Consider the following 17,222-nt stretch of genomic DNA (forward strand, 5'->3'; position numbering starts at 1 on the left):
CTTAATAATGGAAGGAGTAACTTGGTGCACACATAAATATGTAATGCATGGTTTCGGGTGGTTTTTGCACGAAGATCATCATCAACCAGGTTACCCACATGTATTTGAAAAAAATGATGCATTTTTTGTCGTCTTCGCGGTGCCGAGTATGTTATTATTTTATTTTGGAATTCGACCAGAGTTAAATTACCTGTTTTTTATAGGTTTAGGGATTCTTTTATACGGGATCGCCTATTTTTTAATTCACGATGTGTTAATTCACAGAAGGTTTAATTGGTTTAAAAACACAAAGAATAGGTATTTAAGAGGATTGCGTAAAGCGCATAAAATACATCATAAACATTTAGGTAAACATGAGGGTGAATGTTTTGGAATGCTGTTTGTTCCTTTTAAGTATTTTAAAAAAGTAACATGGAAATGAGCAACTATCTTTATCTCATATTAAACTTAGGTAGCTTAAGTATTCCTTTACTGTATAGTATCTTTGAAAAGAGATTTCACTTTATACAGCATGTGAGGCTTGTTTTATTGAGTATCTTATTTGTCGCGATTCCTTTTTTGATATGGGATGCCCTTTTTACGGCAGGTGGTATTTGGGGGTTTAATGAAACCTATCATTTATCTATAACCTTACTAAAGATGCCGATAGAGGAGTGGCTGTTCTTTTTTTGTATCCCTTATGCTTGTCTTTTTACACATGAAGTATTAAAATTTTATATACCAAATTTTAAATTAACCAAAAAGGCAACCCAGGTTATCGGAAACATACTATTAATCTTGGCAATGGTGTTATTAGTTGTGAATTTAGGGAAATGGTACACGACAGTTAATTTTATTTTTTTTATAATACTCCTGTTTGTTTCGATGAAAAAACGACTAACAACATTACAAGAGTATTTTCCAAGCTTTTTGGTGATTTTAATACCTTTCTTTGTGATTAATGGAATTTTGACGGGTAGTTTTATTTCTGAACCTGTGGTTTGGTATAACAATGAAGAAAATCTTGGATTCAGAATATTTACGATACCATTTGAAGATTTTTTTTATGCATTTAATCTCTTGTTTTCAGTCCAATTATTGTTTAACTTTTTTAAAAACAAACAACTATGAGTGTTTTTAGTAAAGCATATTTTCGATTTATGTTGTTTTTATTTGCTAATTTTTTAGCACTCTATATTGGTGTTTTACTCATGCAAAACGGACCGAGAACATTATGGTATATGGAGTTGCAGAAAGCACCCTGGAGTCCTCCTAATTGGATGTTTGGTGTCGCGTGGACAACTATTATGCTTTTTTTTTCAGTGTACATGACCAGATTGAGCTATAAATTTAGGTTTTTAGATCTTCAAATTGTGTCTTTATTTATATTCCAATGGGTACTTAATGTATCATGGAACTATGTGTTTTTCAATAAACATCAAGTACTATTAGGACTTGTTGTTATAATATCCTTATGGATGTTAATCGGTTATTTTACGTTTAAATTTTTGAAATTGTTAAAAGGCTATACTTTCTGTATTGTGCCGTATTTAATCTGGATGACAATAGCAACAAGTTTAAACGCTTATATCTTTTTTAATAATTAGAAAATGGAATTATGACTCAAAATAAAAAAATTACCTCAGACAAATTAATAGAATTTTACATGAATGAAGTTCTATTAGATAATGCACCGTCTTCCGTTTATGCATTTGCGAATAGGCATAATTTTGAAGAAAGTGAATTTTATGCACACTTTGCCAGTTTTGAATTTCTAGAAAAGAAAATTTTTGGAATGTTTTGTTCTAAAACTTTAGAGTTATTATTGGTAAGCGATACCTATAAAAAATACGGACCAAAAGATAAGTTACTTAGTTTCTATTATACGTTTTTTGAATTGTTAACGGCTAATAGGTCGTATGTACATATGAAACTAGAGGGTACAAAGAACAAACTTAAATCGTTAAAATTACTTGCAAATTTAAGAGAAGAGTTTCAGGAGTTTATTTCGCAGGAAATTTTAACGGACTCCATTGATTTTAAAAATCAAAACATCAATAAATTGAGAGATAAAAGCATTCTTGAGGCATATTGGGCTCACTTATTATTTGGAATACAGTTTTGGCTAGAAGATGAATCAGTGAATTTTGAAAAAACAGATGTTTTTATTGAAAAGTCTGTCAAAGCCAGTTTTGATTTAAGAGATATTACTCCGGTTAAAAGTGCGTTTGATTTAGCTAAGTTTTTGTGGAAAGAAAAAATGGCTTCGGTATGAAAAGTATAGATAGTATTCCTACCTCCAAAATACAAAGAGCGTCTAAACTCATTACTACTGGAATAAAAGTAGGAGTGAATTATGCAAGGTTTTATGGAGAGAAAATAGTGAAGTCCGAGGAGGAGGCCATAGAAAACCTTAATGAAGCCAATGCTGCAGATATTTATGATGGTTTAAAGACGTTAAAAGGTTCTGCATTAAAAGTTGCGCAAATGCTTAGTATGGAAAAAAACATATTACCAAGTGCTTATGTTGAAAAGTTTTCGCTATCACAGTTTTCCGTACCTCCTTTATCACCTCCTTTGGTGGTAAAAACATTCAAAAAGTATTTTAAAAAACTGCCAGAAGAGGTGTTTGACACCTTTAGTGCTAAGTCGTTAAATGCAGCCAGTATAGGTCAGGTTCATAGGGCTTCAAAGGATGATAAAAAATTTGCCGTAAAAATTCAATACCCTGGAGTTGCTGAAAGTATATCTTCTGATTTAGCCATGGTAAAACCCATTGCGCTGAAAATGTTTAATATAAAAGGAGAAGGTTCTGATGCGTATTTTAAGGAAGTTGAAAACAAGCTCATAGAAGAAACTAATTATGTTTTAGAGCTGGAGCAAAGTGAAGAAATGGTTAGTAAATGTAAAGATATACAGAACCTTAAATTCCCGTCTTATTATCCTGAGTTTTCTTCTGAGAAAATCTTAACAATGGACTGGATGGAAGGTATTCATCTTTCAGAATATACGAAGCAAGAAAATACACAAGAGCATTTGAATCAAATAGGTCAGGCACTATGGGATTTCTATATGTATCAGATGCATGTGTTAAAAAAAGTACATGCAGATCCACATCCAGGTAATTTTCTGATTTCAAAGGAGAATGAGTTAATTGTTATTGATTTTGGATGTATGAAAGAAGTCCCTGATAGTTTTTATATTCCGTATTTTGAACTAGCGGAAAAAAAGAATATAGAAGACCCGATAATTTTCGAAAAAAAATTGTACGAATTAGAAATATTAAGAAAAGATGACACCGAAGAAGAAAAAGTGTTCTTCAAAGACCTGTTTTATGAATTGTTGTCGCTTTTCACGCAACCATTTCAAAATGAGTATTTTGATTTTTCAGATACTGTTTTTTTCTCTAAGATAGCAGATTTAGGTCAGAAGTATGCGAAAAGTACAGAATTAAGAAAAATGAATGGAAATCGTGGCTCAAAGCATTTTATTTACATCAACAGAACCTTTTTCGGTTTATACAATTTGATGCATGATTTAAAAGCGAATAAAATCAAGATTACTAATTTTAAAAAGGCATAGTGTATTTAACGAGGTCACATATAGATAATTTGGATCATCTGTATAAAATTAACTTAATTAATAGTGTATCAGGGTATAAATCGGCAAATTTGATCGGAACCAAATCAAAAGATGGTATAGCCAATGTGGCGGTCTTTAGTTCCATAGTGCACTATGGTTCTGCACCACCGATATTAGGGTTTGTACTCAGGCCAACAACGGTAGCCAGAAATACCTATGATAATATAAAAGAGACCAAATATTTTACAGTTAATCATATCCATCAAGATATTATCGAAGAAGCCCATCATACATCGGCAAAATACCCCGCAGATATTTCTGAGTTTGATCAAACTACCTTAGAAGAGGAATATCTAAATTGTTTTCATGCTCCTTTTGTTAAGGGTACTTCAATTAAAATTGGGTTAAAATTTGTTGAGGAGCATCGTATAAATATCAATAATACGATATTAATTCTAGGGGAGATTTTAGATCTTTATATTGATGATGATCTTGTAGAAAGTGATGGTTTTGTTGATTTGTCAAGAGCTAATACGGCGGCTATAAATGGTTTGGACGCATATTTGGTTCCTCAACAAAAACATCGATTGAATTACCAAAGACCCAAAAAATAACCCTAGATGGCTTTTTTTAAGATGAATTCAATTGTTTTTGATTAAGGATTAGAAATGAAAATATTAATTACAGGTACAACCGGATATATTGCAAAGAGATTGATTCCAAAACTATTGGAAGAAAACCATACATTGGTTTGTTGTATTCGTGATCTAGCTAGAATCCCAGAAAACTTAAAGGAAATTCCTGAAATTAAATTTCTTAAGGTTGACTTTTTAAATATTGAACACTTCGTGTTTCCAGATGATATAGATATAGCTTACTATTTGATTCATTCTATGTCTGCTAGTAGCTCGAATTTTGAAGAACTCGAATATCGTTGTGCGCTTAATTTTAAAAAATTAATAGAAGCAACAAACTGCAGACAAGTTATTTATTTAAGTGGTATCGTGAATGATTGCTCGTTGTCGAAACATCTACAATCCCGTTTTAAAGTGGAACGAACGCTGCAATCTAAGGAATATTCAATCACAACTTTCAGGGCTGGGATCATTGTAGGTAGTGGAAGTGCTTCTTTTGAAATTATAAGAGATTTAGTAGAGAAATTGCCGGTAATGGTTGCACCAAAATGGTTAAATACGAAAACACAACCCATAGCTATTAGAGATGTACTTATGTATTTGGTAAAAGCAATTTCTGTGAAGAGCTTATATAATAAGTCATTTGATATTTATGGACCAGAAGTACTAACCTATAAACAAATGCTTCTGAAGTTTGCAGAAGTGAGAGGATTACAAAGATGGATCATAACACTTCCTGTTTTAACCCCAAAGCTGTCTTCGTATTGGTTATTTTTCGTAACCTCTACTTCTTTTAAGTTAGCAACATCATTGGTAGACAGTATGAAAGTAGAGGTTATAGGAAAACCATCTAATATTAATCAAATTATTCATATAGAGCCTATTTCGTACAAAAAATCGGTTGAAAAAGCTTTTATTAAAATAGGTCAAAACTCTACGATATCAAGCTGGAAAGATGCTATGATTAGTGGGGTTTTTAAAACGCCACTTTCAGAACATATTTCTTTACCGCATTTTGGTTGTTTTAAGGATGTTCGAAGTAAAAAAATTGAAGATGAAGCCTATACCATGAAAAAAATTTGGGAAATTGGCGGAGAAAATGGCTGGTACAGATTTAATATGTTATGGCAAGTAAGAGGCTATATAGATAAAATGTTTGGTGGTGTAGGCTTGCGAAGAGGAAGAAGACATAGAACTGAGTTGGTTGCTGGAGATGCCTTAGATTTTTGGAGAGTATTATTGGCAGACAAAAAGAATAAAAGACTGCTATTATTTGCAGAAATGAAATTACCAGGAGAAGCATGGTTAGAATTTAAAATAATGAAAGGTGTACTATATCAACGTGCGGTTTTCAGGCCTAAAGGTGTTTGGGGAAGGTTGTATTGGTACAGTGTATTACCTTTCCATGCTTTTGTTTTTCAAGGGATGCTTAATTCACTTATACATAAATAAAAAGAATGAGTAAATTATGAATTATGATATACTTTTTTCGCGCCTTATAAAACTTTGTTTAACTTTTAGTTGTAATTGTTAAACAAAATAATTATATTTGAGTAAATCGTTATATGTTGATGAGTTTAAGAGATAAAATAGTAGTTGTTTGGTTTAAAAGAGACCTTCGTTTGCATGATAATGAGGCGATTTTAAATGCGTTAGAATCAAATTACAAAGTACTATTGGTATATGTTTTTGAACCAAGTTTACTGGAAGATTCTCATTATTCATTTAGACATTGGAATTTTATCAAAGAATCGTTAGGAGCTATTAACAAAGAGTTACAGCCGTATAATACAAAAGTGTTAGTAGTAAAATCAGAAGTAATACCCTTCTTTAGTTATATATTATCTCAAAAGCAGATTGTAAGTGTTTTTTCTCACCAAGAAACAGGATTATTAAAAACGTATCAAAGAGATAAGCTTTTTAAGCGTTTTTGCAGAAATAATTCTATTGAATGGGTTGAAAACATTAATAATGGTATTTTTAGAGGAAGAAAGAATAGAGAACATTGGAAAGAAGATTGGGAGCTTTATATGAAGCAACCACAATTAGATCTTTTATCGATTTCGTCTAGTAATTTTATAAGTTTTGTTGACCTGGAAGATTTAGAGAAGAATCTAACCACATATTCCTTAGAAACACCAAAGAGTTCTTCTTTTCAAAAAGGAGGCAGAAATGTTGGGATCAAATACTTGCAATCGTTTTTTCACAAAGGAAGATATAATAAATATTCACAATATATATCTAAGCCAATGGAGGCCCGACAAAGTTGCAGCAGATTATCTCCTTATTTGGCATGGGGTAATTTATCGGTAAGAGAAGTATATCAGTTTGCTAAAGCATTTAAGCTTAATGCCTCTAATACTTATGCTATAGAAGCATTTATAGCTAGATTAAGGTGGCAAGCACATTTCATTCAAAAATTTGAAATGGAATGTATTATGGAAAAAGAGAGTATAAACAGTGGATATCGAAAATTGAAGAAAGATATTTCTGAAAGATATCAGAAAGCATGGAAAGAGGGAAAAACTGGTATACCGATAATTGATGCATGTATGAGATGCCTTCAAACAACAGGATATTTGAACTTTAGAATGCGCGCGATGTTAGTTTCGTTCTTTACCCATAATTTATGGCAACCATGGCAAGAAGCATCTAAACATCTGTCTAAAATATTTTTAGATTTTGAACCGGGTATTCATTTTCCTCAACTGCAAATGCAGGCTGGAGAAACAGGAATAAATGCATTACGGATTTATAACCCCATAAAAAATAGTCTAAAACATGATCCTAGAGCATTGTTTATTACACAATGGGTTCCAGAGTTAAAAGATCTTCCAGTGAGCTTTAAACACGAGCCCTATAAATTAACACTATTAGAACAAAAACTGTACAAATTTAAATTGGGTAAAGATTACCCAGTACCCATAGTAGACTTAAAAAAAACTAGAAAAAAAGCTTCTGATATGATCTGGGAACTGCGAAACGATGAACAGGTAATAAAAGAGAGTTATCGAATTATTAATAAACATGTAATAAAGTAATTATGTTAGTTTTTAATACCACATATACAGATAAACAGGAAAACAAAGAAATAAATTCGTTGGTAGGAGATCCTTTTTCAATCGTAAAAAAAATACAACTAGGTGGCGTAGGCAGCAAAAGAATGATCATTTTTAATGTAAGTACAAACTTTAAAGACTTGTTAAATATAGTTTCAGATATTAACTATGCGAACATAGAATTAAGACCACGTGGAATTATTCTTCATTTAACGCAACAACTAAAACGATTTTCTTGGGTGATACCTTATTATAAACTAGTAGTTTTTAATTCAATGTATTTCAGTATACATTCTGATGGTAGCTTTATACAAATGTTAAAAACTAAAAACAATTCTGTAAATACGGTTTTTATACAAAAGATGATGAAGTTAAAAGCTCAAACTAGTGAAGATTATAATTTCTTATAAACGGTGTATTTAAATAGAAGGACTCATAGTAATAAAAAAATAAAACGGCTTTTAAAGCCATAAAAATAAACAAGATAAGGTTTCAAAGAAACAAATGAATTCAAACAAACTAGCAATAACACGAAGAGAACATTTTAACGCAGCGCATAGGTTGCATAACAAGCTTTGGAGTGATGAGAAAAATAGGGAGATTTTCGGAAAGTGTAACAACCCTAATTATCATGGTCATAATTATGAATTGGAAGTTACCGTAATAGGAAATGTAAATCCAGAAACAGGATATGTGATTGATACGAAGATACTATCGAATATTATAAAAAATAAGGTTTTAGAGCCTTTTGATCATAAGAATTTAAATATTGATGTAGCCTATTTTGTGGATGTAAACCCAACAGTTGAAAATATAGCAATTGTGATCTATAATGTAATAAAAGAAGAACTTCCAAATCATTTGGAATTAAAAATAAAACTTTATGAAACACCAAGAAACTTTGTTGAATACCCTATTAGAAACTAAGAACTCGCTGAACGGTTTTTCTTCAGATCAAATAGGTGATGATCATTTGTTTACTGGAATGGAAACACCTTTGAGAAGTGATGCGTTTTTACTTTCAGATACAGAGAAGAAAGAACGAATAGCCGATCTGTTCTCACGAATCATGGAAGTAATGGGCTTAGATTTGACCGATGATTCTTTAAAAGGAACCCCTAGTAGAGTGGCTAAAATGTATATTGATGAAATATTTTCTGGATTAAATCCATTGAATAGGCCTAAAATAGCCCTTTTTGAAAATAAATATCAATATAAGCAAATGCTGATAGAAAAAGATATTCAGTTTTACTCAAACTGTGAGCACCATTTTGTGCCAATTATGGGTAAGGCTCATGTGGCTTATATTTCTTCAGGAAAGGTAATAGGACTTTCGAAGTTAAATAGGATAGTACAATATTATGCCCAAAGACCACAAGTACAAGAACGCTTAACAAATCAAATAGCAATCGACCTTCAAGAAATACTTGAAACGAATGACGTAGCTGTTATCATTGAAGCAAAGCACTTATGTGTTTCATCTAGAGGAGTAAAAGATGACTCTTCATCAACAATTACCTGTTTTTATGGAGGAGCTTTTAATACCAAAGAAAAAATAGTTGAATTACAAAATTATATAAAATGAGTACGTTCCAATTATTAAGAGAAGCTATTGATTTTGAGAAGAATCATAAGCAATTCAAAACAAAAAATGAGAAAATTCTAGCATCAAGAAAAGCTAAAGAACTAGTGTTCTCATTAAATACTATTTATAAAAAATCAAAAGATAAAGCACTTATGGATATGATGAAAAGGATTACGGAAATTAAGCAAAAAATAGAAAAGAGACTAAAAGGAAGGCTTTAATAATTAACTCACTAGCACGTAATTTCTGTATAATGAAAACAATTTTAGTAGTAGGAGGAAGCCAAGGTATAGGGAATGCAATTATGCATAAACTTAAAGCTACGCAAAAGGTAATAGTGTTAAGCCGGTCCGAAATAGAGGATACTGATGTAGAGCACTATCAATTAGACGTTTTAAAAGACGAATTACCTGAATTACATCGTCTAGATGGTTTGGTATATTGCCCAGGAAGTATCAATTTAAAACCACTAACAAGGTTAACGACAAATGATTTTCTAGATGATTTCAATATAAATGTTTTAGGAGCAATTAAAGTCATCAAAAAATACGAAAAGGTTTTAGCAGAAAACTCAGGAAGCGTGGTGCTTTTTAGTACGGTTGCTACGAAATTAGGAATGCCTTTTCATTCAAGTATAGCCGTTAGTAAAGCAGGGGTTGAAGGCTTAGCGAAGTCTTTGGCTGCAGAGTATGCAACAAAAATTAGGTTTAACGTAATCGCTCCTACCATTACCAATACTAAGTTGGCAGCTCGTTTATTGAGAAATGAAAAACAACAAGAAATCATGCGGGAACGTCATCCTTTAAAAAAGTATTTAGAAGCAGATGAAGTAGCTTCCTTGGCAAGTTATCTATTATCAAATGAATCAAGTGCTATTTCTGGTCAGGTTTTTCCAATGGATTCAGGCTTAGTAAGTATAAAAATTTAAGCGATGAAGTATATTCTTTATTTGAGTATTTTATTTCTATGGTATAATGAAGTTATGGTGTATGATTTTTCAAAATCAAGTGATATTAAACAATGGAAACAAACCAATGATGATGTGATGGGGGGGATCTCAAATTCAACTATGGTATTAGATAAAAACGGAAATGGTGTTTTTAAAGGAAACGTTTCTACAGCAAATAATGGTGGTTTTGCGATGACGAGATTACCCGTTAATATTGACATCACTCAAAAGCATAAAAAAATTGTACTGCATTTGAAAGGAGATGGGAAAGAATATCAATTGAGAATAAAATCAAAAAGACACCAACGTTATTGGTATGTTAAATCATTTAAAACAACAACTAAAAATGAGAAGATTGAAATACAATTACAAGATTTGTATCCTTCATTTAGAGGGTATAGATTAAATTTAGAAAAATTTTCGGATACCTCTATTCGAGAAGTAGCTATTTTAATTGGAAACAAAAAAAACGAAAAATTCGAATTAGTAATTGACAAAATTCTAATTCAATAAACTAACTTAACACAAAATGAAATTATTTAAATTATTTATTATTATGTCATTATTTAGTTCATCAATGAAAGCACAAACTTTAGAACCTAAAACGCCTATTTATGGTATTAGCATCAATGATATAAACGGAAAACCTATTGTTTTAGAAAATTATAAAGGCAAAAAAATCTTATTTGTTAATGTGGCCTCAAAGTGTGGATTTACCAGTCAATATAAAGGGTTACAAGAGCTTTATGAGGCTCACAAAGATCAACTAATGATTATTGGTCTTCCGTGTAATCAATTCGGAATGCAAGAACCTGGTAATGCAATGGAAATACAAACATTTTGTGAATTAAATTACGGAGTGACTTTTGTAATGACAGAAAAAATAGAAGTAAAAGGTAAAAACCAACACCCTTTGTATAAATGGCTAACCAAAAAGGAATTAAATGGTAAATCAAATTCAACGGTAAAATGGAATTTTCAAAAATACCTAGTTGATGAGAAAGGAAGTTTCATAGATTATTTTTACTCTATGACAGGGCCTAGTAGTTCGAAAATAACAAAATATTTATAACATTTTGAACAAGAAACCAGATAGTATTGTTTTTAGTGAGCTTACCAATTCTTATGATGCTCATGTTAAATCATACCCAACTGATTTATCTGCGCCCAAAATAGAATTACCAAATACGGTTAGTTGGAAAAAGCAAAGTATTTTAAAGGTAAACAAACATTTTGAAGCGTCTTTAAATGAGTTAAAAGAAGAGTTACAATCGATAATAGAGCATTTTACAGACAACGAAATGGTGTATAAGTCAAGCTTTAATTTCGAACCCATAGTGGGTGAAATATATCATTTATATTCGAATGAAAAGGGAAACTATCTCTCACTTTTAAGTCCTTTAGAATGTACTTTTAATTACGTTGGAAGTTTTAAGTTGAACTCTGATAAAATTTGGTGTAAAATTGATTACGAAAAATAAATGATTGAATTTAAATCACACTCAGGAATATATACCTTGCGAACAGCGCAAAAATTAAATGTACCAATAGAAGAAGCATGGAGTTTTTTTAGCTCACCCAGGAACCTTCAAAGAATAACACCGTCACATATGAAGTTTCAAATAACCTCTGAAATAGATAGCAGTGCTTATTCAGGTCAAATAGTAACTTATAAAGTTGGAATTTTACCAGGAATAACTCAAAATTGGGTTACTGAAATCACACACATAAAAGATCGAGAGTTTTTTATAGACGAACAGCGATTCGGCCCTTATAAAATGTGGCACCATGAACATTGCTTTTACGAATTACCAAATGGTCAAACACTGATGAAAGATAAAATATCGTATAAAATCCCTTTTGGATTTGTAGGGACCATTGCTCAAAAATTATTTATAAAAAAACAATTGACAACCATATTTACATATAGATATAATACATTAGAAAAATTGTTCAATGTCAAGTAAAACAACTGTTTTTTGGTTTAGAAGAGATTTAAGGTTACACGATAATACAGGATTGTATCACGCATTAAAGTCGGGAAATTCCGTATTGCCAATTTTTATATTTGATGATGAAATTATAGCAAATTTACCTAGAGATGATGCTAGAATAACTTTTATATATAACGCTCTTAAAGAAATTGATTTAAAGCTCAAAAAGGAGGGAAGTTCTTTAGTAGTTAAGAAAGGAAAACCACTTGAAGTTTGGAAAGAATTAGTGAGCGAATTCAATATAGACAAGGTGTTTTTTAATAAAGATTACGAACCTTATGCTATTCATAGAGATAGAGAGGTGAACCAGTTGTTAGAATCAAATAGTATCAAAACCTATTTTTTTAAAGACCAAGTCATTTTTGAAGAAGGAGAGATATTAAAAAAAGATAAGACACCCTATACGGTATTTACTCCCTATAAAAAGCAATGGTTACAAAAATTCAATATCATATCAGATACCAATAATTATGATGGTAAAAAATATTTCGGCACGTATTTTAAGCAAACGTTGAACTTCCCTAGTATAGAAGCATTAGGTTTTCGAAGTAGTTCTATACGTGTGAAACCATTTAATATTCATGATTTATCAGATTACGATAAAGTAAGAGACTATCCTGAACTCAATAAAACCTCCAATTTGTCCCCATATTTGAGGTTCGGTATATGCAGTATTAGAGAAATCGTAAAATTAGCTTTACAAACCAATATTACTTTTCTGAGTGAATTAATTTGGCGTGAATTTTTTATGCAGATTTTATATCATTTCCCGAGGGTAGTAACGGAAAATTTCAAACCAAAATATGATCGAATAGCATGGAGAAACAATCGAGAGGAGTTTGAGAAATGGTCTCTTGGTGAAACTGGTTATCCAATCGTTGATGCAGGTATGCGAGAACTAAATGAAACAGGATATATGCACAATCGAGTGCGCATGATAACATCCGGTTTTTTATGTAAACATTTATTAATTGATTGGAGGTGGGGAGAGGCGTATTTTGCATCAAAACTATTGGATTTTGAATTATCATCTAATAATGGTAATTGGCAATGGGCAGCCAGCACTGGTTGTGATGCAGCGCCGTACTTTCGAATTTTTAATCCAACTGAACAATTAAAGAAATTCGATAAAAATTTGCTATATACACAAAAATGGGTTCCTAACTTAAATGAGTTGACATATCCAACACCAATCGTAGATCATAAATTTGCTAGAATCAGGGCGATTGAAACCTATAAAAATGTTATGAATTAATCGCGTCTTTTTTTTTCACAATTTCGTCATTTTATGAAATTATTTGCTCTTAATTTTGCCTAATAATTATTAAGACTAAATAAAAATAAATGTTTTTAGACGAAATCCCCGTACTCGTTGACTCATCGTTAAAAGAAGAATTATTGAGTGATGAGTCGTTTGTAAAATTAGAAGAATATACCTCATTAATCAATGGTGTTTTAAAAGATTTTTTTAAGCAAAAGGACTTTTATACTGGTGATAACTTAGAGGAAATAGAAAAGCATAAAAAAGATGCTAAACTAGATGCAGACAGACCTTATAGTTTTAAAGAATCCTTAGCATTTTTAAACGATCTGTATATAAAAAATGCGATTGGATTTCACAATCACAATTATGTAGCTCATTTAAATTGCCCTGTAGCCTTACCTGCTATTGCTGCGGAGGCTATTGCAACGACAGTAAATACAGCCGTGGAAACTTGGGATCAAAGTACATCAGCTACTTTTATAGAACAAGAAGTTATACGTTGGATTTGTGATGAGTTTTCTATGTCGTCAACTTCAGATGGCGTGTTTACCAGTGGTGGAACGCAATCGAATTTTATGGCATTGCTCATGGCTAGGGATAACTATGCCTTTGTAAACTACGGCATAAATTTAAAACAACAAGGTTGGTTTGAAGATGTAAGTAAGTTCAGGATATTTTGTTCTGACAAAGCGCACTTCAGTATAAAAAAGAATGCCGCTTTGCTAGGAATGGGTTATGACGCTGTGATTCCGGTAAAAACGGATACTAAAATGAAAATGGATGCTAACGAATTAGTGCTTGCCATTGAAAAAGTAAAACAAGAAGGAAATATACCAATAGCAGTGGTGGCGACTTTAGGAACTACTGATTATGGAAGTTTTGATCCGCTAGATACTATTTCAATTATTGCTAAAGAGCATGATATGTGGTTACATGCAGATGGAGCTTATGGAGGGTGCTTTGTATTAGCAGATACACATAAACACTATTTCGAAGATATGCAGTCTGTTGATTCTGTTACTATTGATTTTCATAAAACGCTTTTCCAACCGGTGTGTTGTAGCGCCTATTTGTTGAAAAACAAACAGCATTTTCAGTATATATCTTATTATGCCGACTATTTAAATCCTTTTGAAGATAAAGACTCTCAGCGACCAAACCTGATAGAAAAATCTATTCAAACAACCAGAAGGTTTGATGCTTTAAAAGTATGGTTAACGGTAAAAATGTTAGGTGCTAAAACCATAGGGGGTTATCTAGAAAAAGTACATTTTTTAGCGGTATCCGTATACAATAAAATAAAGAATGACAATCGTTTTGAAGTGGCTCATCAGCCTGAATTGAGTACTGTTGTTTTTAGATATAAAGCTATTGGGATTACGGATGATAGAATGCATGATACCATTAATTTATACATAAAAAACACGCTGTTCAAGACAGGAAAAGCATCTGTTGCAAGTACCAAACTCAATGGGGATATTTATTTGAAATTTACCTTATTAAACCCTAATAATACTACTGAAAACCTTTTTGAAATTTTAAATATGATCAAACAAAAAGGAGAACAGTACAAAAGAAATAATTAACAACGTGACTGGCTCGATTAAGACAAAAGTGCAAGTGGTTTTAATTATAGTGGTTGATATAAAAGTGAACACAGAAACATAAACAAATGACACAAAATATAGCAGATTTTATAGCAATAGGAGTGGGGCCTTTTAATTTAGGGTTAGCTTGTTTAACAGCTCCAATTAAAGATTTAAATGGTGTTTTTTTAGATAAACAAGAGAAGTTTGATTGGCACCCAGGAATGATGCTAGAAAGCACAACGCTTCAAATTCCATTTATGGCGGATTTGGTAAGTCTAGCTGATCCAACGAATCCGTATAGCTTTTTAAATTATAGTAAAGAGAAAGGAAGAATTTATTCGTTTTACATTAGAGAAAACTTTCTATTATTACGCAATGAATATAATAAGTATTGTCAATGGGCAATAGAGAAATTACCAAATATTTTCTTTAATACAGAAGTTAAAGATATTCATTTTGATGAAAAAGGGCAATATTATGTGGTAACTAGCACAAGTACGAAAACAGGAGAAACTAAGATATACAAAGCTCGAAAAATTGTTTTAGGTACAGGAACACAACCATATATACCTTCATGCGCCAAGAAATTAAAAGAAAGAGCCATACACTCTTCTTCTTATTTGAACCATAAAGAAACCTTACAAAGCAAAAAATCAATTACGGTTTTAGGAAGTGGGCAAAGTGCTGCTGAAATTTTTTATGATTTGTTACAGGAGGTTGATACCAAGGGGTATGAATTAAATTGGATTACCAGATCTCCACGTTTCTTTCCATTAGAATATTCTAAACTTACGTTAGAGATGACCTCCCCTGAGTATGTTGATTATTTTTACAATCTTCCTGCAGAAAAGAGAGATGAATTAATCAGAGATCAAAAACACTTGTATAAAGGGATAAATCAAGATCTGATCAATGATATTCATGATTTATTATACACGAAAAGATTGAATTCAGATACACCATTAAAAGTATCCCTTAGAACAAATACAGCGCTTACTAATACGTCACTTGATAACGATGAGATAACGCTTGAGCTACATCAAGTAGAACAAGATAAATACTTTAAAAAGAATACTGAAGGCTTGGTCTTGTCAACGGGTTATCATTATAAAATGCCCGATTTTATAGAAGGTATTTCTGAAAGAGTAGTATGGGATACTAAAGGTAGGTATGATGTACAAAGAAACTACAGTATAGATAAAAATCACAACGAAATTTTTGTACAAAATGTAGAACTGTACACGCATGGCTTTGTGACACCAGATTTAGGAATGGCTTGTTATAGAAATTCGTATATAATACAAGAAATTTTAGGACGAACGTATTATCCAATTGAGAAAAATATTGCTTTTCAGCAATTTGGGGTTCGTGAAGAAGAAGAAATTCAAACGTTTACAAAATTAGAACTATAATGAAACTGAAAACATTTCTAATAGTAATGACCTTTATAGCTGTGGTCAGTGATTATCTCTTACATCCGTTCTATCCGCAGTTTTTTGAAATACGTTTCGGAATGACCAACCCCAAAAATGTTGGGTATTATTTTGCGGCTATTTGCTTTATGGTTATGATCGCTTTTCCTTTTTGGGCGTATATATCCAAAAGAGTCGCTGAATTAAAAATTTTAATTTATACCCAGGCCATTGCAGGAGTTTTAGCTTTATACTGTTACTGGACTAGTTCTTATATTAATTTTTGGATAATATCACTAACCATGGTGCTTTTTAAAGGAAGTTACTTATTGGTGTATCCGTATATACTAAAAATTATTAAAAAGGAAGAGCATACATCAACTATTGGCTTATTGTCGGTAGTGGTTCATCTTGGAGGTATACTAGGAGCCGTATTAGGTGGATTTACGGTCGATTATATTGATCCTAGCTCTATCTTTTTGATTATGGCGCTCGGAGATTTCGTTCAAATGATAATGAGTGCCTATTTGCTAAAAACCAAAAGGTATGATACAACGGTGGTGATAAATACTGAAGAAACAGAAGAAAGTAGCCTAACATCACGAAATTTTATCCTCAAAATAGGACTGTTAACCTTTATTTTATATTTCAGTGATTTTTTGATAAGACCTTTCTTTTCATTGTACTGGGAAAGCGTTTCAAACTATGGTTCCAAGTTGGTTTCTGGAACCATATACGCTATCCCAGGCTTTGTAGCTTTAATTGCATTATGGATAAACAATAAAAGAAAAGCAAGTGGATATGAAGGTATTATTAAAGCCTTATTTATTGGATTAATTGGACTTACTTTACAAGGGATTCCTTCAGAAATTATGGTTATCATTGGGCGAATTATTTACGGATGGGCAATTTTTCAAGGAGTAGTGAAGTTTGACGTTTTACTATTTGAAATGAGTGCTCCTGAATCATATGCTATAGATTATAGCAAAGTACATTTCTTTCAGAACTTAGGAGTTTTAATAGCCTCTTTAAATGTAGGGATTATAGTAGATAATTGGGGATTACGTTTACCTTTTATTATTGCCTTATTTGGTTTTTCGGTAACCATACTACTTTACTTTTTCATTTTTAAAGTGTCAATTTTTCCTAAGCAAGTATCAAAAGCCTCTTAAAA

General features: G+C 31.7%; 21 protein-coding genes. All 21 read left to right on the plus strand.

The genetic code is table 11. The features are described 5' to 3' along the window. Window positions 1-7: 7 nt before the first annotated feature. Window positions 8-421, plus strand: coding sequence for a sterol desaturase family protein (locus AC2TDS_RS01385; RefSeq protein WP_484737341.1), 414 nt, complete (start codon window positions 8-10; stop codon window positions 419-421). Continuing rightward, complete coding sequence (locus AC2TDS_RS01390) at window positions 418-1,110, plus strand: lycopene cyclase domain-containing protein (protein ID WP_484737342.1); 693 nt, start codon at window positions 418-420, stop codon at window positions 1,108-1,110. The genes AC2TDS_RS01385 and AC2TDS_RS01390 overlap by 4 nt, the downstream gene beginning before the upstream one ends. Continuing rightward, window positions 1,107-1,586 carry a TspO/MBR family protein gene (locus AC2TDS_RS01395; RefSeq protein WP_484737343.1) on the plus strand — a complete coding sequence of 160 codons (480 nt, stop codon included), beginning with the start codon at window positions 1,107-1,109 and terminating at the stop codon, window positions 1,584-1,586. Before AC2TDS_RS01390 ends, AC2TDS_RS01395 begins: the two co-directional genes overlap by 4 nt. Window positions 1,587-1,597: 11 nt before the next feature. Then, window positions 1,598-2,254, plus strand: coding sequence for a TetR family transcriptional regulator C-terminal domain-containing protein (locus tag AC2TDS_RS01400; protein WP_484737344.1), 657 nt, complete (start codon window positions 1,598-1,600; stop codon window positions 2,252-2,254). Then, on the plus strand, window positions 2,251-3,561 hold the full coding sequence (locus AC2TDS_RS01405) for an ABC1 kinase family protein (protein WP_484737345.1): 1,311 nt from the start codon (window positions 2,251-2,253) through the stop codon (window positions 3,559-3,561). Before AC2TDS_RS01400 ends, AC2TDS_RS01405 begins: the two co-directional genes overlap by 4 nt. Next, window positions 3,558-4,175 (plus strand): flavin reductase family protein, encoded by a 618-nt coding sequence (locus tag AC2TDS_RS01410; RefSeq protein ID WP_484738908.1) that lies wholly within the window; start codon window positions 3,558-3,560, stop codon window positions 4,173-4,175. The genes AC2TDS_RS01405 and AC2TDS_RS01410 overlap by 4 nt, the downstream gene beginning before the upstream one ends. Before the next feature lie 54 nt (window positions 4,176-4,229). Then, window positions 4,230-5,648: an SDR family oxidoreductase gene (locus AC2TDS_RS01415; RefSeq protein ID WP_484737346.1), complete on the plus strand. Its 1,419-nt coding sequence runs from the start codon at window positions 4,230-4,232 to the stop codon at window positions 5,646-5,648. A gap of 119 nt (window positions 5,649-5,767) precedes the next feature. Beyond that, on the plus strand, window positions 5,768-7,237 hold the full coding sequence (locus AC2TDS_RS01420; protein ID WP_484737347.1) for a cryptochrome/deoxyribodipyrimidine photo-lyase family protein: 1,470 nt from the start codon (window positions 5,768-5,770) through the stop codon (window positions 7,235-7,237). A gap of 2 nt (window positions 7,238-7,239) precedes the next feature. Beyond that, window positions 7,240-7,665: a hypothetical protein gene (locus AC2TDS_RS01425; protein ID WP_484737348.1), complete on the plus strand. Its 426-nt coding sequence runs from the start codon at window positions 7,240-7,242 to the stop codon at window positions 7,663-7,665. Between the two features lie 94 nt (window positions 7,666-7,759). After that, window positions 7,760-8,182: a 6-pyruvoyl trahydropterin synthase family protein gene (locus AC2TDS_RS01430; RefSeq protein WP_484737349.1), complete on the plus strand. Its 423-nt coding sequence runs from the start codon at window positions 7,760-7,762 to the stop codon at window positions 8,180-8,182. Then, on the plus strand, window positions 8,139-8,840 hold the full coding sequence (gene folE / locus AC2TDS_RS01435) for a GTP cyclohydrolase I FolE (protein WP_484737350.1): 702 nt from the start codon (window positions 8,139-8,141) through the stop codon (window positions 8,838-8,840). The genes AC2TDS_RS01430 and folE overlap by 44 nt, the downstream gene beginning before the upstream one ends. Continuing rightward, window positions 8,837-9,061: a hypothetical protein gene (locus AC2TDS_RS01440; RefSeq protein WP_484737351.1), complete on the plus strand. Its 225-nt coding sequence runs from the start codon at window positions 8,837-8,839 to the stop codon at window positions 9,059-9,061. Before folE ends, AC2TDS_RS01440 begins: the two co-directional genes overlap by 4 nt. Before the next feature lie 32 nt (window positions 9,062-9,093). Further along, window positions 9,094-9,768 carry an SDR family NAD(P)-dependent oxidoreductase gene (locus AC2TDS_RS01445; protein WP_484737352.1) on the plus strand — a complete coding sequence of 225 codons (675 nt, stop codon included), beginning with the start codon at window positions 9,094-9,096 and terminating at the stop codon, window positions 9,766-9,768. 3 nt (window positions 9,769-9,771) lie between these two features. Beyond that, window positions 9,772-10,302 carry a CIA30 family protein gene (locus AC2TDS_RS01450; protein ID WP_484737353.1) on the plus strand — a complete coding sequence of 177 codons (531 nt, stop codon included), beginning with the start codon at window positions 9,772-9,774 and terminating at the stop codon, window positions 10,300-10,302. Window positions 10,303-10,318: 16 nt separating this feature from the next. Beyond that, the gene (locus AC2TDS_RS01455; protein ID WP_484737354.1) at window positions 10,319-10,861 is read left to right on the plus strand and encodes a glutathione peroxidase; all 543 of its coding nucleotides are present in this window, start codon (window positions 10,319-10,321) and stop codon (window positions 10,859-10,861) included. 4 nt (window positions 10,862-10,865) lie between these two features. Further along, window positions 10,866-11,270 carry a DUF2452 domain-containing protein gene (locus AC2TDS_RS01460; RefSeq protein WP_484737355.1) on the plus strand — a complete coding sequence of 135 codons (405 nt, stop codon included), beginning with the start codon at window positions 10,866-10,868 and terminating at the stop codon, window positions 11,268-11,270. Further along, window positions 11,271-11,756, plus strand: a complete 486-nt coding sequence (locus tag AC2TDS_RS01465; RefSeq protein WP_484737356.1) for an SRPBCC family protein — start codon at window positions 11,271-11,273, stop codon at window positions 11,754-11,756. Beyond that, complete coding sequence (locus AC2TDS_RS01470; protein ID WP_484737357.1) at window positions 11,746-13,038, plus strand: cryptochrome/photolyase family protein; 1,293 nt, start codon at window positions 11,746-11,748, stop codon at window positions 13,036-13,038. The genes AC2TDS_RS01465 and AC2TDS_RS01470 overlap by 11 nt, the downstream gene beginning before the upstream one ends. 89 nt (window positions 13,039-13,127) lie before the next feature. After that, complete coding sequence (locus tag AC2TDS_RS01475; protein ID WP_484737358.1) at window positions 13,128-14,633, plus strand: pyridoxal phosphate-dependent decarboxylase family protein; 1,506 nt, start codon at window positions 13,128-13,130, stop codon at window positions 14,631-14,633. Window positions 14,634-14,719: 86 nt separating this feature from the next. Further along, window positions 14,720-16,048 (plus strand): lysine N(6)-hydroxylase/L-ornithine N(5)-oxygenase family protein, encoded by a 1,329-nt coding sequence (locus AC2TDS_RS01480; protein WP_484737359.1) that lies wholly within the window; start codon window positions 14,720-14,722, stop codon window positions 16,046-16,048. Further along, on the plus strand, window positions 16,048-17,220 hold the full coding sequence (locus AC2TDS_RS01485; RefSeq protein ID WP_484737360.1) for an MFS transporter: 1,173 nt from the start codon (window positions 16,048-16,050) through the stop codon (window positions 17,218-17,220). Before AC2TDS_RS01480 ends, AC2TDS_RS01485 begins: the two co-directional genes overlap by 1 nt. Window positions 17,221-17,222: the final 2 nt, after the last annotated feature.

It is taken from the genome of Tenacibaculum profundicola (assembly GCF_057220795.1).

What these genes read in the sequence shown, in the direction of transcription:
- AC2TDS_RS01385 (WP_484737341.1), top strand. Translation starts at nt 8, where the DNA reads ATGGAAGGAGTAACTTGGTGCACACATAAATATGTAATGCATGGTTTC.
- AC2TDS_RS01390 (WP_484737342.1), top strand. Translation starts at nt 418, where the DNA reads ATGAGCAACTATCTTTATCTCATATTAAACTTAGGTAGCTTAAGTATT.
- AC2TDS_RS01395 (WP_484737343.1), top strand. Translation starts at nt 1,107, where the DNA reads ATGAGTGTTTTTAGTAAAGCATATTTTCGATTTATGTTGTTTTTATTT.
- AC2TDS_RS01400 (WP_484737344.1), top strand. Translation starts at nt 1,598, where the DNA reads ATGACTCAAAATAAAAAAATTACCTCAGACAAATTAATAGAATTTTAC.
- AC2TDS_RS01405 (WP_484737345.1), top strand. Translation starts at nt 2,251, where the DNA reads ATGAAAAGTATAGATAGTATTCCTACCTCCAAAATACAAAGAGCGTCT.
- AC2TDS_RS01415 (WP_484737346.1), top strand. Translation starts at nt 4,230, where the DNA reads ATGAAAATATTAATTACAGGTACAACCGGATATATTGCAAAGAGATTG.
- AC2TDS_RS01420 (WP_484737347.1), top strand. Translation starts at nt 5,768, where the DNA reads ATGAGTTTAAGAGATAAAATAGTAGTTGTTTGGTTTAAAAGAGACCTT.
- AC2TDS_RS01425 (WP_484737348.1), top strand. Translation starts at nt 7,240, where the DNA reads ATGTTAGTTTTTAATACCACATATACAGATAAACAGGAAAACAAAGAA.
- AC2TDS_RS01430 (WP_484737349.1), top strand. Translation starts at nt 7,760, where the DNA reads ATGAATTCAAACAAACTAGCAATAACACGAAGAGAACATTTTAACGCA.
- folE (WP_484737350.1), top strand. Translation starts at nt 8,139, where the DNA reads ATGAAACACCAAGAAACTTTGTTGAATACCCTATTAGAAACTAAGAAC.
- AC2TDS_RS01440 (WP_484737351.1), top strand. Translation starts at nt 8,837, where the DNA reads ATGAGTACGTTCCAATTATTAAGAGAAGCTATTGATTTTGAGAAGAAT.
- AC2TDS_RS01445 (WP_484737352.1), top strand. Translation starts at nt 9,094, where the DNA reads ATGAAAACAATTTTAGTAGTAGGAGGAAGCCAAGGTATAGGGAATGCA.
- AC2TDS_RS01450 (WP_484737353.1), top strand. Translation starts at nt 9,772, where the DNA reads ATGAAGTATATTCTTTATTTGAGTATTTTATTTCTATGGTATAATGAA.
- AC2TDS_RS01455 (WP_484737354.1), top strand. Translation starts at nt 10,319, where the DNA reads ATGAAATTATTTAAATTATTTATTATTATGTCATTATTTAGTTCATCA.
- AC2TDS_RS01465 (WP_484737356.1), top strand. Translation starts at nt 11,271, where the DNA reads ATGATTGAATTTAAATCACACTCAGGAATATATACCTTGCGAACAGCG.
- AC2TDS_RS01470 (WP_484737357.1), top strand. Translation starts at nt 11,746, where the DNA reads ATGTCAAGTAAAACAACTGTTTTTTGGTTTAGAAGAGATTTAAGGTTA.
- AC2TDS_RS01475 (WP_484737358.1), top strand. Translation starts at nt 13,128, where the DNA reads ATGTTTTTAGACGAAATCCCCGTACTCGTTGACTCATCGTTAAAAGAA.
- AC2TDS_RS01480 (WP_484737359.1), top strand. Translation starts at nt 14,720, where the DNA reads ATGACACAAAATATAGCAGATTTTATAGCAATAGGAGTGGGGCCTTTT.
- AC2TDS_RS01485 (WP_484737360.1), top strand. Translation starts at nt 16,048, where the DNA reads ATGAAACTGAAAACATTTCTAATAGTAATGACCTTTATAGCTGTGGTC.